Here is a 15101-nt window from a genome sequence, read left to right as displayed (position 1 = left end):
CGCCGACGTGGGCTGGGAGATGTTCCAGCTGATGCTCGAGGTGGCCAGCGGCCGCAAGAAGACCTGGGCCGAGCAGTGGAAGCTGCACAACGCGCTGGTGCTGTTCAACCCGGCGCCAGTGACCTGACTAGACCGAAACCCTGGCGCAGGTGGTCATCCTCAAATGGAAGCGCCGTCACAGTTGCACCTTCAGGGCAGCTTGGCCCGCAGGCGGTCCAGCCATGAAGGCGGCAAGTTGATGGATGCGGACCCACTGCCTTTCCCGACAGTGGCCTCGTTCGCCTCCCAATAGACCCAAGTGATGCTTGGGTTGTGAACATCGGCCTCGGCGAGGATAGTGCCGTCCTTTGCGGAGCGAAGCCGTACAAGGCCATCGAATTCGCCGTCTTGGGCGTTGCCGGCCATGTAGCAGACTTCCATTTCGTACAGGCCATCGGGAGAGCGTGGTTCGTCTGCGGCATAGCAGCCGCGGGCTAAGGTCCGGCCGAGCGCGCCTTCAGCGACGTAGACAACGATCATGATCAGCAGCCATCGCCCGATCTTTTTGGCGCGTGCGCTGGCGCGCTCCTTGCAGCCATCCAGCCGCCTGAAGATGATCCACGGCGACGCGAAGAGCATCCACGCGATCACGGGTACGCAAAGCAGCCAGACGCCGAAGCGCACGTAGTACACCTCGTCGAAGAGGGTGAAGGGGGATGCTGTCACAGCTGCACCTTCAAGGCAGCTTGGCCCGCAGGCGATCCAGCCATGAAGGCGGCAAGTTGATGGACGCGGACCCACTGCCGATCCCGACAACGACCTTGTTCGCATTCCAAGAGACCCAAGTGATCCTTGGGTTGTGAACATCGGCCTCGGCGAGGATCGTGCCGTCCTTTGCTGAGCGAAGCCGTACAAGGCCATCGAACTCGCCGTCTTGGGCGTTGCCTGCCATGTAGCAGACTTCCATTTCGTACAGGCCATCGGGAGAGCGTGGTTCGTCTGCGGCATAGCAGTCGCTGTTCAAAGTCCGGCCCAACACGCCTTCAGCGGCGTAGATAGCGATCATGATCAGCAACCATCGCCCGATCTTCTTGGCGCGTGCGATGGCGCGCTGCTTGCAGCCGTCAAGCCGCCTGAAGATGATCCACGGCGACGCGAAGAGCATCCACGCGATTACGGGCACGCAAAGCAGCCAGGAACCGAAGTGCAGGTAGTACTCCTCGTTGAAGAAGGTGAAGGGGGACGCCGCCACAGTTGCACCTTCACGGCACTTTGGCCCGCAGGCGATCTAGCCATGAAGGAGGCAAGGCGATATTCACACTTCCGTCACCGGCCCCCACATGCACGCGGTGCCTTTCACCCCAATAGTTCCAATGGACCCGAGAGATACTCGGGTTATGAACCTCTGCTTCGACCAGCACAGTGCCGTCCTTCGCCGAGCGAAGCCGTGCAAGAGTGTCAAAGCTACCGTCTTGGGGCCTGCCAGCCATGAAGCAGATTTCCAGTTCGTATAAGCCGTCGGGGGAACGTCCCTCTTCGCCGACAGCGCAGTCGCGGCGGGCGAAGGCCCGATCCAGCACGCCCTGAGCGACGTAGAGAACGATCATGATCATCAGCCATCGCCCGATCTTTTTGGCGCGTGCGATGGCGCGCTCCTTGCGGCCTTCCATCTGCCTGAAGAGGATCCATGGCGACCCGAAGAGCATCCACACGATTACGGGCACGCAAAGCAGCCACCAGCCGAAGCGCAGGTAGCAATCCTCGTTGAAGAAGACAAAGCGTTTCGCCGTCACAGTTGCACCTTCATGGCAGCTTGGCGCGCAGGCGATCCAGCCATGAAGGCGGTAAGTTGATGGACGCGTACCCGTCGCCGGCCCCGACACTGACGTCGTTCGCCTCCCAATAGACCTGAGAAATACTCGGGTTGTGAACCTCTGCTTCGGCCAGGACAGTGCCGTCCTTTGCCGAGCGAAGCCGAGCAATGCCATCGAACCCGCCGTCTTGGGCGTTGCCTGCTATGTAACAGACTTCCATTTCGTACAGGCCATCGGGAGAGCGTGGTTTGTTTGCGGCATAGCAGTCGCGGGTCAAAGTCCGGCCCAACGCACCTTCAGCGACGTAGTTAACGATCATGATCAGCAGCCATCGCCCAATCTTTTTGGCGCGTGCGATGGCCCGCTCCTAGCCTTCCAGCCGCCTGAGGATGATCCACGGCGACGCGAAGAGCATCCACGCGATCACGGGCACGCAAAGCAGCCAGACGCCGAAGCGCACGCAGTACACCTCGTCGAAGAGGGTGAAGGGGGATGCTGTCACAGCTGCACCTTCAAGGCAGCTTGGCCCGCAGGCGGTCCAGCCATGAAGGTGGCAAGTTGATGGACGCGGACCCGTCGCCGATCCCGACAACGACCTTGTTCGTATTCCAAGAGACCCAAGTGATGCTTGGGTTGTGAACATCGGCCTCGGCGAGGATAGTGCCGTCCATTGCGGAGCGAAGCCGTACAAGGCCATCGAACCCGCCGTCTTGGGCGTTGCCGGCCATGTAGCAGACTTCCATTTCGTACAGGCCATCGGGAGAGCGTGGTTCGTCTGCGGCATAGCAGCCGCGGGCTAAGGTCCGGCCGAGCGCGCCTTCAGCGACGTAGACAACGATCATGATCAGCAACCAGCGCCCGATCTTTTTGGCGCGTGCGATGGCGCGCTGCTTGCAGCCTTCCAGCCGCCTGAAGATGATCCACGGCGACGCGAAGAGCATCCACGCGATCACGGGTACGCAAAGCAGCCAGACGCCGAAGCGCACGTAGTACTCCTCGTTGAAGAAGGTGAAGGGGGACGCCGTCACAGTTGCACCTTGATCGGTCGAATCCAGACCTTCTTCACGTCCGAATAGGCGATGAATTCGCCACCTTGGCCATGCCTGTCGCGCCAGTCGCGAAAGCTCTTGTTCGTCACCGGGTACATCACCGCGCCTTTGTCGTAGATGCTTTTGTCGATGTCCACCAGCGGTGCTCTGATCGCCCGCAGTGCCGGGCTGTCGCCCTGCAATGGCAGGGGCGCGAGGTAGACGCCGTTCTGGTTCCAGTGGCCCAGATACTGGGACGCACCCAACGCATCCGCCACACGAGCCAGCAGATCATGCGGATCGCCGGAATCGAGGAAGGAATACGAATCGCGCACGTAGACGTAGATGGATTCCACGGTGGCGGCACCATTGCGGTCCACCACGAAATCGCCGATGGCCGCGTAGATGTAGAAAGAACCGAGTGCGCCTGTCAGGTCGTCGGGAGCCATCGCGATGCCGAACTTCTCCTTGGCGAGCAGGGCGGCTTTTTCGGACCAGGCCACATCAACAGGTGTCATCTGGAACTGAAAGGAAGGATGCAGCCGATGGACATCGCCGCCGCATTCGGCCAGCGCGTCCGCGCACCGCAGGACGGCCGGCAATCCGTTGCGAAAAAACCGTTGCAGCTTGCCGTGAAGTTCGCCCTCTGCCTTGCCCTTATAAATGCCCTTCCCGACCAGTTCGTCATATTTCTCCCTGGCCCGGGCAAAGCCCAGCACCCAGTCCAGTTTGATGATGGTCTGGTCGATCATGCTGCGCGGAAAGGGCCTTCCGTTGTGGTCGATCGCGTTGGTCGCGTCCTTCAGCGTCAGCGAGTAATTGGATTGCCCCGCAAACCAGTGCCGCATCATCTTGGCCGACACCGGCCGCTTGGTCTTTTCCATGACATCTGGAATTTCCTGAATGTCGAACGGCGGGATGACCGGCTCGGCCGGCGCAGGTGCCAGCGATGGAAACGGCCCGGACTGTCGTGGAGGAAAGAGCGAGGGCGTCGGCTTGGTCCACCAGTCATGCATCGCATCGCCGACCTTGAGCACGTTTTTCACCAACCTCTGGTTGCGCTCGGCCTGCAATTGCTCCCGGGTCTTGGGTGGTGGCACAGGGGCCGCTGGCGGCGCGGGGTGGCCGCGCAAGGGTGGCGGTGGCCGGTCCAGCGACAGGGAGGATTTCTCCAGTGCCGCGCATCCCTTCTTGTCCTGTGCAGCGCATGCGACCCAGGTCCATAGAAGCCAATTGACCTTGTAGTACGTGACCGGTGCGTCCGACTTGCTCAGGATCACTTTGCCGTTTTTGCCGAACTCGAATCGGCCGACTTCCCTGTAGGTAGTCCCGCTCATTTTTCTTCCCTGATTCTTTTTTGGTCTATCGAGACTACCAGACGCGCCACGGCCGGCGAGGTGGTAGCAATGAGTCAAAAGAAGGCGGGATACTCGGCGGCATGGGGCCTGCGGCCAGAATCTACTTTGCAACGCAGTCGATTGCTCGCAAGATGCCAAGAAAACAATAGCGCCACCCGCAGGCCCTTTCTTGCAGACCGAACTTTCGGAGACATCCCCATGCAACGCCGCACCCTCGTCCAGTCCGCCATCGCAACGCTCGCCGCCAGCGCCCTGCCCGCCTTCGCGCAAGGCACGTGGCCCACGGGCAAGACCATCACCTACCTGGTGCCCTTCCCTGCCGGAGGCACCACCGACGTGTTGGGCCGCCTGATCGCGCAGCAGCTTGGCGCCGCGCTGGGCACCTCGGTCATCATCGACAACAAGGGTGGCGCGGGTGGCAGCGTCGGCTCCGAAATCGCGGCGCGCGCCGCCCCCGACGGCTACACGCTGCTGGGCGGCACCATCAGTTCGCACGCGATCAACGTGAGCCTGTATCCCAAGCTGGGCTACGACCCGATCAAGTCGTTCGCGCCGGTCACGCTCATCGGCACCAACCCGGTGGTGCTGGTGGTGAACCAGGCCAGTCCGTACAAGACCCTGAAAGACGTGGTGGACGCCAGCAAGGCCAAGGCGGCTTCCGGCGGCCTCTCGTCGGCATCGGCGGGCACCGGCACGTCGCAGCACCTGGCGATGGAGCTGCTGGCCTACAAGTCGGGCGTGAAGTTCACGCACATCCCGTACAAGGGCAGCGGCCCGGCCATCCAGGACGTGATCGGCGGCCAGGTCGACATGATGTTCGACACGACCATCGTCGCCGGCCCGCACATCCAGAGCGGCAAACTGCGCGCCATCGCGGTGACTTCGTCGAAGCGGCTCGCGTCGCTGCCGGACGTGCCGACCGTGGCCGAGTCCGGCATCACCGGCCTCAAGGACTTCGAGGTGGTGTCGTGGCAGGCCATCTTCGTGCCCGCCGGCACGCCTGCGCCCATCGTCGACCGCCTGCATTCCGAGATCCGCAAGATCCTTGCGAAGAGCGAGATGCAAGACAAGCTCGCGAGCTTCGGCATGGCGCCAGCCGACATGACCACCACGCAGATCGCGGCCTTCCAGAAGGCCGAAGTGGACAAGTGGGCTGCCGTCATCAAGGCCGCCAATATCAAGGCCGAGTAGCGGAAACACCTACGGCCACGGGGCCTCGCGGCCGGGGAACGCGGGGGCACGGTTTATAGAATGCGACCCCTCGCTTCGCATTCCAGAATAATTACATCGTGTCCGACCGCACCGCCGTCTTGCCCCAGTACCTGATCCCCCAGCAGGCGCTGACCACTTTTGCAGGCTGGGTCGCAAGCAAGGAGCGCGGACGGGTCACGACCTGGATCATCAAGCGCTTCGTGGCCAAGTACGGCGTGAACATGAGCGAGGCGCTCGACAGCGACATCCACCACTACAAGAGCTTCAACGAGTTCTTCACGCGGGCACTCAAGCCCGGCGCCCGACCGCTGGCCAAGGCCGACCTTGTCTGTCCGGTGGACGGCGCCATCAGCCAGTTCGGCCCCATCGACGGCGACCAGATCTTCCAGGCCAAGGGCCATCTCTACAGCTGCGCCGCGCTCCTGGCTGGCGACGCCGACCTGGCCGCGCAGTTCACCAACGGCAGCTTTGCGACGATCTACCTGAGCCCGAAGGATTACCACCGCATCCACATGCCCTGCACCGGCCGGCTGCTGCGCATGACCTATGTGCCGGGCGACCTGTTCTCGGTCAACCCGACCACCGCGCGCGGCGTGCCGGGACTGTTCGCGCGAAACGAGCGCGTGATCTGCCTGTTCGAGTCCGCACTCGGCGCCTTCGTGCTGGTGCTGGTGGGTGCGACCATCGTCGGCAGCATGCAGACGACGTGGCATGGCGTGGTCAATCCGTCGCGCACCGGCGAAGTACGCGAATGGCGCTACGACGACCAGCAGATCGTGCTGCGTCAAGGCGAGGAAATGGGCCGATTCCTGCTGGGCTCGACGGTCGTCTTGTTGTTCCCGAACCCGCCGCTCGCGTTCAGCCCGGTATGGACGCCGGCGCGTCCGGTTCGGCTTGGCGAAATCATGGCCAATCGAGCCGCATTGCCCGATCCAAATTGAGGCTTCTGCGCCACAGCCCGCAGCCAGTGGGCTTTGGCAGCTATAAAACTTGTAGCACATCGCCTTCTGCGATATAGTCGCCGGCCGGCCCGAGCGGTCCCAGCAACCGTCAGCAGCCCGCCGCTTCCCCGAGGAGACGATCTCGATGAGCATGAAGGAAAACGCAGCCGTCAGCCAGTTGCTGGCACTGCTCGAAGCCCGATACGCCCTGCGCGTGCTCTGGGCTTTGCGCGACGGCCATGCGCAAACCTTCCGCTTGCTGCAAGACAGCGTCGGCGGCATCACGCCCAATACGCTGAACACCCGCATCAAGGAACTGCGCGAGGCAGGCATCGTGAATCACGGTCCCGACGGCTACAGCCTGACGCTCAGCGGGCAAGACCTCCTCAAGCGCCTGTCGGACCTGCAGGCTTTTGCCGGCAAGTGGCAAGGCGGGCCGGCCAAGAAGGCGGCGGCAGCCGCTGCTGCTGCTGCTGCTACTACTACTACCGCTAACGCCGTACCCCTCCCGAAATAGCGCCGGCATTCGCGCGGCGTAGGTCGCGCTGTGCGCGGTGGTAGCGCCGGCCGAGTGGTCGTGCCGGGCGGATGGTTGCCCGCCGGGGAGAGTCGCTGGCCGTTAAACTGCGCGGCTCGCATTTTCCGACGATCCAGGAGACCTCCATGCCCACCACCCCCTCCGGCCTGCAATACGAAGACACCAAGACCGGCGACGGCGCCGAAGCGAAAGCCGGCCACCACGTGCACGTTCACTACACCGGCTGGCTCTTCAACGACGGCGTGCAAGGCGCCAAGTTCGATTCGAGCCGCGACCGCAACGACCCCTTCGCGTTCTCGCTGGGCGCCGGCCAGGTCATCAAGGGCTGGGACGAAGGCGTGGCCGGCATGAAGATCGGCGGCCAGCGCACGCTGATCATCCCGGCCTCCCTGGGCTACGGTGCCCGCGGCGCCGGTGGCGTGATCCCGCCGAACGCCACGCTCAAGTTCGACGTCGAACTGCTCGACACGCACTGAAATTTGGCTCGCCCCCAGGCTTCGCGCACTTCGTGCGCTCCTCCCTCCCCCTGCCGGGGGCAACACCAGCGGCCCGGAGAAATTGTTGCTCGCCCCCAGGCTCCGCGCACTTCGTGCGCTCCTCCTACCCCCTGCCGGGGGCAACACCAGCGGCCCGGCAAAGCCGGTTCCGCGGTGTTTCTGGAAAATTCTTCACCGGGCCTAAAAGCGTCCGTTGGACGCATTTTTTTGCTTGAAACGGCTCCAAGCGGCCCCATTTCGGGCGGAATCCACTGTTTTTAGACCATGTCCGCAGAAACAACCCCCATCGATCCTTATCAACTCACGGGCGAACCCAGCCCTGAAGAGCTTGAAGCCGCGCAAGCCGCGACCGCAGCCGAGGCGCAAGACGCCCTGACCGTCGCACAGGCCGAAGTGGCCACGCTGCAGGCCGAAAACGCCGCGCTGAAGGACCAGATCCTGCGAGCCCAGGCCGACGTCCAGAACGCACGCCGCCGCGCCGACGAAGAAATCACCAAGGCGCGCAAGTTCGCGGTCGAAGCATTCGCGGAAAGCCTGCTGCCCGTGACCGACAGCCTCGAAGCCGGCCTGGCCATCGCCGACGCCACGCCCGAGCAGATCCGCGAAGGCGCCGAAGCCACGCTGCGCCAACTCAAGAGCGCGCTGGAGCGCAACAAGGTCATCGAGATCGCGCCGGCTGCCGGCAGCAAGTTCGATCCGCACCAGCACCAGGCCATCTCGGTCGTGCCGGCGCCCGAGCAGGAAGCCAACACCATCGTCACGGTGCTGCAAAAGGGCTACACGATCGCCGAGCGCGTGCTGCGCCCCGCACTCGTCACGGTCAGCGCCGCGAGCTGATCCACCCCTGTTCCATACAGACGAATCCACAGGAAACCCACGCTTCATCCCTTGATTCCGGCGTAGTTATCCACATGTTCATCACAACCTAACCTTTCAGATTTGAGGAGCAATCACCATGGGCAGAATCATCGGCATCGACCTCGGCACCACCAATTCGTGCGTGTCGATCATGGAAGGCAACACCACGCGTGTGATCGAGAACTCGGAAGGTGCGCGCACCACGCCGTCGATCGTGGCTTACCAGGAAGACGGTGAAGTGCTGGTCGGCGCCTCGGCCAAGCGCCAGGCCGTGACGAACCCCCGCAACACGCTGTACGCCGTCAAGCGCCTGATCGGCCGCAAGTTCGACGAAAAAGAAGTGCAGAAGGACATCGACCTGATGCCCTACACGATCACCAAGGCCGACAACGGCGACGCCTGGGTGGAAGTGCGCGGCAAGAAGCTCGCACCGCAGCAGATCAGCGCCGAAGTGCTGCGCAAGATGAAGAAGACCGCCGAAGACTACCTCGGCGAAACCGTGACCGAAGCCGTGATCACGGTGCCGGCCTACTTCAACGACAGCCAGCGCCAAGCCACCAAGGACGCCGGCCGCATCGCCGGCCTCGACGTCAAGCGCATCATCAACGAGCCCACGGCCGCGGCACTGGCCTTCGGCCTCGACAAGCAGGACAAGCGCGACCGCAAGATCGCCGTCTATGACCTCGGCGGCGGCACCTTCGACATCTCGATCATCGAAATCGCCGACGTCGACGGCGAGAAGCAGTTCGAAGTGCTGTCGACCAACGGCGACACCTTCCTCGGCGGCGAGGACTTCGACCAGCGCGTCATCGACTACATCATCGGCGAGTTCAAGAAGGAACAAGGCGTCGACCTGAGCAAGGACGTGCTGGCCCTGCAGCGCCTGAAGGAAGCCGCCGAGAAGGCCAAGATCGAGCTGTCGAACAGCCCGGCGACCGACGTCAACCTGCCCTACATCACGGCCGACGCCTCGGGCCCGAAGCACCTGAACATCAAGCTCACGCGTGCCAAGTTCGAGTCGCTGGTCGAGGAACTGATCGAGCGCACCATCGCCCCCTGCCGCACCGCCATCAAGGATGCCGGCGTGAGCGCGAGCGACATCAGCGACGTGATCCTGGTGGGCGGCATGACCCGCATGCCCAAGGTGCAGGAAAAGGTCAAGGAGTTCTTCGGCAAGGAACCGCGCAAGGACGTGAACCCTGACGAAGCCGTGGCCGTCGGCGCCGCGATTCAAGGTCAGGTGCTGTCGGGCGACCGCAAGGACGTGCTGCTGCTGGACGTGACCCCGCTGTCGCTCGGCATCGAGACGATGGGCGGCGTGATGACCAAGATGATCACGAAGAACACCACGATCCCGACCAAGTTCGCGCAGACCTTCTCGACGGCCGAAGACAACCAGCCCGCAGTGACGATCAAGGTGTTCCAGGGCGAGCGTGAGATCGCGACCGGCAACAAGCTGCTCGGCGAGTTCAACCTCGAAGGCATCCCGCCGGCATCGCGCGGCACGCCGCAGATCGAAGTGAGCTTCGACATTGACGCCAACGGCATCCTGCACGTCGGCGCCAAGGACAAGGGCACCGGCAAGGAAAACAAGATCACCATCAAGGCGAACTCCGGCCTGTCCGAGGACGAGATCCAGAAGATGGTGAAGGACGCCGAACTCAACGCCGCCGAAGACAAGAAGAAGGTCGAAGTGGTGCAGGCCCGCAACCAGGGCGAAGCCATGGTGCACAGCGTGAAGAAGTCGCTCGGCGAACACGGCGACAAGCTGGAAGCCGGCGAAAAGGAAAAGATCGAAGCCGCGATCAAGGAAGTCGAAGAAGCCCTGAAGGGCGACGACAAGTCCGCGATCGAGGAAAAGACCGCGACGCTCATGACAGCGAGCCAGAAGCTCGGCGAGAAGATGTACGCCGACGCGCAAGCTGCCGCAGGCGCTGCAGCCGGTGGCCCGGGTGCTGGTGCGGAACATGCCGCGAACAGCGCGCCGGCCGACGACAACGTCGTGGACGCCGAAGTCAAGGAAGTAAAGAAGGGCTGATCACACGGCCCTGATGCAAGGCTGGAACACCTCCCCGGGTGATCCAGCCTTTTCCGCTTGTTGAGAAGAAGACCGCCTGAGCACTGACCATGGCTACCAAACGCGACTACTACGAAACCCTCGGCGTCCCCAAGAACGCAAGCGAGGAAGAGATCAAGAAGGCTTATCGCAAGCTCGCGATGAAGCACCACCCTGACCGCAATCACGGCGACAGCAAGGACGCCGAGATCAAATTCAAGGAGGTCAAGGAGGCCTACGAAATGCTGTCGGACAGCCACAAGCGCGCCGCGTACGACCAGTACGGCCATGCGGGCGTGGATCCGAACATGCGCGGCGGCCCGGGCGCGGAAGGTTTCGGCGGATTTGCGGAAGCGTTCGGCGACATCTTCGGCGACGTGTTCGGTGGCGGACGCGGCGGGCGCGGCGGCGGTGGCCGTCAGGTATTCCGCGGCAGCGACCTGAGCTACGCAATGGAGGTCACGCTCGAGGAAGCGGCCGAAGGCAAGGACTCGCAGATCCGCATCCCGAGCTGGGACGAGTGCGGCACCTGCCACGGCAGCGGCGCCAAGCCCGGCACCAAGCCGATCACCTGCACCACCTGCCACGGGCAGGGCGCCGTGCAGATGCGCCAGGGCTTCTTCAGCGTGCAGCAGACCTGCCCGCAGTGCCATGGCAGCGGCAAGATCATCCCGGAGCCGTGCGCCACCTGCCACGGCCAGGGCAAGATCAAGAACAACAAGACGCTGGAAGTGAAGATCCCGGCCGGCATCGACGACGGCATGCGCATCCGCAGCACCGGCAACGGCGAGCCTGGTACCAACGGTGGGCCGCCCGGCGACCTCTACATCGAGATCCGCCTCAAGAAGCATGACCTGTTCGAGCGCGAGGGCGACGACCTGCATTGCGTCGTGCCGGTGAGCATGACGACGGCCGCGCTTGGCGGCGAGATCAACGTGCCCACGCTCAAGGGCGCGGCAGCCATCGACATTCCCGAAGGCACGCAAAGCGGAAAGCAGTTCCGCCTGCGCGGCAAGGGCATCAAGGGCGTGCGCTCGTCATACCCGGGCGACCTGTATTGCCACGTGCGCGTCGAGACGCCGGTGAAGCTCACCGAGCACCAGCGCAAGCTGGTGAAGGAACTCGACGAGTCGCTCAAGAAGGGCGGCAACAAGCACAGCCCGACGGACAAGGGCTGGTTCGACCGGGCCAAGGAGTTTTTCAGCTAGCACTGCTGGGCTTTGCCAGGCGGTGCTTGCGTTGGGGGCGGGATCACGCCGACGGCGTCCCCTGCTCCGCGAATGTCCCCCGCCATCAGCCTGCGGCTGCCGCCTCCTCCTTTATTTCGCTGCGCAGGGCACACCATCGACGTGATCCAGCAGCGCAGCCGTTGATCGGCCGGCACCACCGACCGTTCCACGTGCCGAGGGCATCGGGTGTCCCCCGCAGCGAAATAAAGGAGGAGGCCACAGGCCGGGGGACATTCGCGGAGGGGGATACCCGGTGTCCTCGGCACGCACCCCGAACGCAGCAAGACCGACCGTCCGAGCTCAGCGCGTAAGTGAGTTCCCCGGCGTTTCCGATTCCTGGCGAGTGACGTTTACGCGGCGAGGCGCACCAGCGCTTCGATGGCCAGCGGATAACCCTTCACGCCAAGCCCCACGATGATTCCGCGCGCCGCGGGCGAAATGTACGAGTGGTGGCGGAACTCCTCGCGCGCGTGCACGTTGGAGATGTGCAGCTCGATCAGCGTCACGCTGGCGCCCTTGATCGCGTCATGCAGCGCGATCGAGGTGTGCGTGTAGGCACCCGGGTTCATCACCACGCCGATCATGTTGCCCGCCGCAATCTCGCGGCCGGCCTCATGAATCCAGTCGACCAGCTGGCCTTCGTGGTTCGACTGGCGGCACTCGATCTCGACACCGAGCTTCGCGCCTGCTTCCGCGCACATGCGCTCGACATCGGCCAGCGTTTCGTAGCCGTATTGCGCAGGTTCGCGCGTGCCGAGCAGGTTGAGGTTGGGGCCGTTGAGGACGAGGATTTTTTTCATGGTCTTGACATTGTCGTGAGTTGCTGTGCGAGGACGAGCCCCGATTCAGTACTGGATCTGGGCGGTCGCACGCAATTCGTCCGGCGTGCTCGTGCCGTAGCCGAAGAACTCGAGGTACGCAGGGATCATCTCGAACAGCATGTCGGTGCCGACCTGGATCGCGCAGCCCTTGTCCTTGGCGGCTTGCAGCAGCGGCGTGTATTCGGACTTCATGACCACCTCGCCGACGAAGGTCGTGGGCGCGATGCGATCGATGTCGAAGGGCAGCGGGTCGCCCTCCTTCATGCCGAGCGGCGTGGCGTTGACCACCACGTCGAAGCCGGCCGGGTCCTTCGAGCCAGTCTTCACCACCAGTTGGGGATAGTGTTCGCGCAAACGGTCCGCCAGCGCCTCGACCGAGGCGGTGTTCGTGTCGAACAGCGACAACTCGGCGACGCCAGCGCCGGCCAGCGACGCAGCGATGGCCGACCCGACACCACCCGCGCCGGACACGAGCACGCGCGCACCCTTGAGCGCGCGGCCCTTGCGTTCGACGCCGCGCACGAAGCCGGCGCCGTCGAACTGGTCGCCGAGCAGCGTGCCGTCAGGCCGCTTCAGGATGGCGTTGCAGGCACCCGCGATGCGAGCCGTCGGGGTGACCTCATCCACCAGGCTCATCGTCGTGACCTTGTGCGGCATCGTGACCAGCGCGCCCCGCAGGTTGGTCAGCGCGGCCAGCGACTTGAGAACGGCGGGATAGTCGTCCGGCTTGACCCCCATCGGCATCACGACAGCGTCGATGCCCTTCCGGTCGAACCACGGGTTGTAGATCATGGGCGCCTTGAACGACTCCGTCGGGTAGCCGAGGTGGGCGATGAGGGTGGTCTTGCCGCTGATCATGATGAGGATGTCTCCGTGTGAAAGGAGGCGCCACTTTAGGAGGCGCGGCCGGCGCCGTACACACCACCGCGTCATCTGTCGATCGATCAACGCAATCCTTTGCGCGGTGATCGGTCTTTTTTCGGGTTTACCCGATTCAATTGATCAGCGTGGGGTTCCGCTTTTCTTCCATCAAGCGCTGCTGCGCCTGTACGGCCCGGCACTCCGTCGCCTGGCGCCATTCGGGCTTTTCACACTCGGCGACTTTGCATCGCGATGCCGCAATGAAGTTCATTCCGCCGCAAACGCTCTCCAGGGTCGAGGCAGCGTGGACGCGCGCTGGGGCGGCGCGCGGCTTTTCAACGGCGCGGGCCGCGGTCGCAACGACCGGCGTGTCAGCGTGTTCCTCCGTCTTCAGCGCAGCTTTCTGCCCTCGATTGGTGGCCGCGGCGGTGACAAGCGTCTCGCCAGGCGCCAGCGTTGACGCTACCGTCGGCGCAGATGCAGATGCAGAGGCGGGTGCAGAGGCGGACGGTGAGGCAGGTGCAGGTCCGGGCGCAGCGGCTGATTCACGCACTGGCTCCGCGACCGAAACCGGGGGAGGCATCACCGCCGGTTCGCGCTCGTCAAGCACGGTCTTGGCCTTGTAGATATACCACCCCCCCGCGCCCGCCGCTGCCCAACCCGCCGCGCCGACGATGAGCGCGATGGCAAGTGCGCCAACACTGACCCACAGGCCTTTTCGCCCCTTCGATTCGGGCTGAGGCGGCGCTCCGGCGCGTATCTTGACTTTTGGCAGCGGCGGCGGGGACGATGCGAACGCGGCCAAGGCCGAAGGCATGCCCTCCGATGCCACTCGATCGCCAGACGCGGGTCGTGGTGCCAGTTGCGTCGGCGCGAAATCCATCGGCAGCGCACCGATGCACTCGATGCAAAACTTCGCGACAGAGCGGTTTTCCGTCCCGCAGGCCGGGCAGAGCAGTGCCATCGATCAGTGTGCGGGTTGGCTGGCTTCCATGGGCTCCGCGATGGTGATGCCATCCTGCGCGGCGACGAGGTTCCGTTGCGACGCCAGCACCAGCACCGCCTGATGCGCGGTGCGGCTGGCGGTCTTGGTGTGGCCGATCAGCGCCTGCCACTCGCTGGCGAGCACTTCAGCGGGTTGCGCCGGCGCTTCGCGCAGCAGCATCTGGGCCACGTCGACCAGTGCCGCGGCAGAGGTCAGGCACATCGTGACGGCCTCCCGCGCCGGCGTTGCGGAAAGCACGTCGGCGTGGGACGCTGCGTTGGAGCGGGCCATGACTTGCTCAATGGCGATCAAGGCACGCTCCAGCATGGCACGGTCGGAAATGTGGTTCATCTGTCAGGTGAATGCGGTTTGGCGCTGAGGGTGATGGTGCCAGCCAGATGGGCAAAAACGGTGTGCAGTACGACACAATTTGAAACATAAGTTTACTGAATGTATCTTGAACGTCGCAATGCCTGCTCTCCCGCGGCGCGGAAACGGGCCCGTCTTATAGTCGCCCCACTCCGACCAACCTCCACCATCATGAAGACCAAAGCTGCCGTTGCCTGGAAATCCGCCGTCCCGCTGACCATCGAGACCGTCGACCTCGAGGGCCCGAAGTTCGGCGAAGTGCTGGTCGAGATCAAGGCCACCGGCATCTGCCACACCGACTACTACACCCTCTCGGGCGCGGACCCCGAGGGCATCTTTCCCGCCATCCTCGGCCATGAGGGCGCGGGCATCGTGGTCGACGTCGGCCCGGGCGTGACCACCCTCAAGAAGGGCGACCACGTCATCCCCCTCTACACCCCCGAGTGCCGCCAGTGCAAGTTCTGCCTGAGCCGCAAGACCAACCTGTGCCAGCAGATCCGCGGCACCCAGGGCAAGGGCCTGATGCCCGACGCCACCAGCCGCTTCAGCCTGGAC

The 15101-nt window shown here is 63.8% G+C and carries 19 protein-coding genes; 8 read left to right on the top strand and 11 right to left on the bottom strand.

Translation table 11 applies throughout. The annotated features are described in order from the left end of the window. Positions 1–189 precede the first annotated feature (189 nt). Genes WKW80_RS36480 through WKW80_RS36450 form a run of 7 tightly spaced genes read right to left on the bottom strand, consistent with a single transcriptional unit; the run spans position 190 to position 4290 of the window. Positions 190–705, bottom strand: a complete 516-nt coding sequence (locus tag WKW80_RS36480) for a hypothetical protein (RefSeq protein WP_340368441.1) — start codon at positions 703–705, stop codon at positions 190–192. A 10-nt stretch (positions 706–715) separates the two neighbouring features. After that, the gene (locus WKW80_RS36475; RefSeq protein WP_340368440.1) at positions 716–1231 is read right to left on the bottom strand and encodes a hypothetical protein; all 516 of its coding nucleotides are present in this window, start codon (positions 1229–1231) and stop codon (positions 716–718) included. A gap of 10 nt (positions 1232–1241) precedes the next feature. Then, positions 1242–1772 (bottom strand): hypothetical protein, encoded by a 531-nt coding sequence (locus tag WKW80_RS36470; protein WP_340368439.1) that lies wholly within the window; start codon positions 1770–1772, stop codon positions 1242–1244. A 10-nt stretch (positions 1773–1782) separates the two neighbouring features. Continuing rightward, a complete protein-coding gene (locus WKW80_RS36465; RefSeq protein WP_340368438.1) occupies positions 1783–2112 on the bottom strand; it encodes a hypothetical protein in 330 nt (109 codons plus the stop codon). 48 nt (positions 2113–2160) lie between these two features. After that, complete coding sequence (locus tag WKW80_RS36460) at positions 2161–2295, bottom strand: hypothetical protein (protein WP_340368437.1); 135 nt, start codon at positions 2293–2295, stop codon at positions 2161–2163. Positions 2296–2305: 10 nt separating this feature from the next. Next, positions 2306–2779, bottom strand: a complete 474-nt coding sequence (locus WKW80_RS36455) for a hypothetical protein (protein WP_340368436.1) — start codon at positions 2777–2779, stop codon at positions 2306–2308. Positions 2780–2817: 38 nt separating this feature from the next. Continuing rightward, complete coding sequence (locus WKW80_RS36450) at positions 2818–4290, bottom strand: DUF6402 family protein (RefSeq protein ID WP_340368435.1); 1473 nt, start codon at positions 4288–4290, stop codon at positions 2818–2820. A gap of 87 nt (positions 4291–4377) precedes the next feature. Between WKW80_RS36450 and WKW80_RS36445 the strand changes: the two genes are divergently transcribed. The 7 genes from WKW80_RS36445 to dnaJ all read left to right on the top strand — a co-directional run bounded on the left by WKW80_RS36445 (position 4378) and on the right by dnaJ (position 11489). After that, positions 4378–5370: a Bug family tripartite tricarboxylate transporter substrate binding protein gene (locus WKW80_RS36445; protein WP_340368434.1), complete on the top strand. Its 993-nt coding sequence runs from the start codon at positions 4378–4380 to the stop codon at positions 5368–5370. Between the two features lie 98 nt (positions 5371–5468). After that, positions 5469–6332, top strand: coding sequence for an archaetidylserine decarboxylase (asd, locus tag WKW80_RS36440; RefSeq protein WP_340368433.1), 864 nt, complete (start codon positions 5469–5471; stop codon positions 6330–6332). A gap of 145 nt (positions 6333–6477) precedes the next feature. Next, the gene (locus WKW80_RS36435; RefSeq protein ID WP_340368432.1) at positions 6478–6849 is read left to right on the top strand and encodes a winged helix-turn-helix transcriptional regulator; all 372 of its coding nucleotides are present in this window, start codon (positions 6478–6480) and stop codon (positions 6847–6849) included. Positions 6850–6995: 146 nt separating this feature from the next. Continuing rightward, the gene (locus WKW80_RS36430) at positions 6996–7346 is read left to right on the top strand and encodes an FKBP-type peptidyl-prolyl cis-trans isomerase (protein ID WP_340368431.1); all 351 of its coding nucleotides are present in this window, start codon (positions 6996–6998) and stop codon (positions 7344–7346) included. A 285-nt stretch (positions 7347–7631) separates the two neighbouring features. Beyond that, positions 7632–8204, top strand: coding sequence for a nucleotide exchange factor GrpE (gene grpE / locus WKW80_RS36425; RefSeq protein ID WP_340368430.1), 573 nt, complete (start codon positions 7632–7634; stop codon positions 8202–8204). A gap of 118 nt (positions 8205–8322) precedes the next feature. Further along, a complete protein-coding gene (gene dnaK, locus WKW80_RS36420) occupies positions 8323–10263 on the top strand; it encodes a molecular chaperone DnaK (RefSeq protein ID WP_340368429.1) in 1941 nt (646 codons plus the stop codon). An 89-nt stretch (positions 10264–10352) separates the two neighbouring features. Further along, on the top strand, positions 10353–11489 hold the full coding sequence (gene dnaJ / locus WKW80_RS36415) for a molecular chaperone DnaJ (RefSeq protein ID WP_340368428.1): 1137 nt from the start codon (positions 10353–10355) through the stop codon (positions 11487–11489). A 371-nt stretch (positions 11490–11860) separates the two neighbouring features. Here dnaJ and aroQ read toward each other — a convergent pair whose 3' ends face one another. The 4 genes from aroQ to WKW80_RS36395 form a co-directional block, all read right to left on the bottom strand. Beyond that, entirely contained in the window at positions 11861–12310 is a 450-nt protein-coding gene (gene aroQ, locus WKW80_RS36410; protein WP_340368427.1) for a type II 3-dehydroquinate dehydratase, read from the bottom strand. Positions 12311–12355: 45 nt separating this feature from the next. After that, positions 12356–13189, bottom strand: coding sequence for a shikimate dehydrogenase family protein (locus WKW80_RS36405; RefSeq protein WP_340368426.1), 834 nt, complete (start codon positions 13187–13189; stop codon positions 12356–12358). Between the two features lie 136 nt (positions 13190–13325). After that, the gene (locus WKW80_RS36400; protein WP_340368425.1) at positions 13326–13997 is read right to left on the bottom strand and encodes a hypothetical protein; all 672 of its coding nucleotides are present in this window, start codon (positions 13995–13997) and stop codon (positions 13326–13328) included. A 162-nt stretch (positions 13998–14159) separates the two neighbouring features. Further along, a complete protein-coding gene (locus WKW80_RS36395; protein ID WP_340368424.1) occupies positions 14160–14528 on the bottom strand; it encodes a hypothetical protein in 369 nt (122 codons plus the stop codon). Between the two features lie 189 nt (positions 14529–14717). On the opposite strand from WKW80_RS36395, the gene WKW80_RS36390 reads away from it, so the two are divergent. Next, a partial coding sequence (locus WKW80_RS36390; protein ID WP_340368423.1) for an alcohol dehydrogenase catalytic domain-containing protein occupies positions 14718–15101 on the top strand: 384 nt, incomplete at its 3' end.

The organism is Variovorax humicola (assembly GCF_037889915.1).
GTDB classification, from domain to species: domain Bacteria; phylum Pseudomonadota; class Gammaproteobacteria; order Burkholderiales; family Burkholderiaceae_C; genus Variovorax; species Variovorax humicola.
This window is presented reverse-complemented; position numbering and strand designations above follow the sequence as displayed.

Excerpts from the sequence above, each read along its gene's own strand:
- WKW80_RS36465 (WP_340368438.1), bottom strand. The coding sequence starts at position 2,112 with ATGATCGTTAACTACGTCGCTGAAGGTGCGTTGGGCCGGACTTTGACC.
- WKW80_RS36445 (WP_340368434.1), top strand. The coding sequence starts at position 4,378 with ATGCAACGCCGCACCCTCGTCCAGTCCGCCATCGCAACGCTCGCCGCC.
- WKW80_RS36435 (WP_340368432.1), top strand. The coding sequence starts at position 6,478 with ATGAGCATGAAGGAAAACGCAGCCGTCAGCCAGTTGCTGGCACTGCTC.
- WKW80_RS36430 (WP_340368431.1), top strand. The coding sequence starts at position 6,996 with ATGCCCACCACCCCCTCCGGCCTGCAATACGAAGACACCAAGACCGGC.
- grpE (WP_340368430.1), top strand. The coding sequence starts at position 7,632 with ATGTCCGCAGAAACAACCCCCATCGATCCTTATCAACTCACGGGCGAA.
- dnaK (WP_340368429.1), top strand. The coding sequence starts at position 8,323 with ATGGGCAGAATCATCGGCATCGACCTCGGCACCACCAATTCGTGCGTG.
- dnaJ (WP_340368428.1), top strand. The coding sequence starts at position 10,353 with ATGGCTACCAAACGCGACTACTACGAAACCCTCGGCGTCCCCAAGAAC.
- aroQ (WP_340368427.1), bottom strand. The coding sequence starts at position 12,310 with ATGAAAAAAATCCTCGTCCTCAACGGCCCCAACCTCAACCTGCTCGGC.
- WKW80_RS36405 (WP_340368426.1), bottom strand. The coding sequence starts at position 13,189 with ATGATCAGCGGCAAGACCACCCTCATCGCCCACCTCGGCTACCCGACG.
- WKW80_RS36395 (WP_340368424.1), bottom strand. The coding sequence starts at position 14,528 with ATGAACCACATTTCCGACCGTGCCATGCTGGAGCGTGCCTTGATCGCC.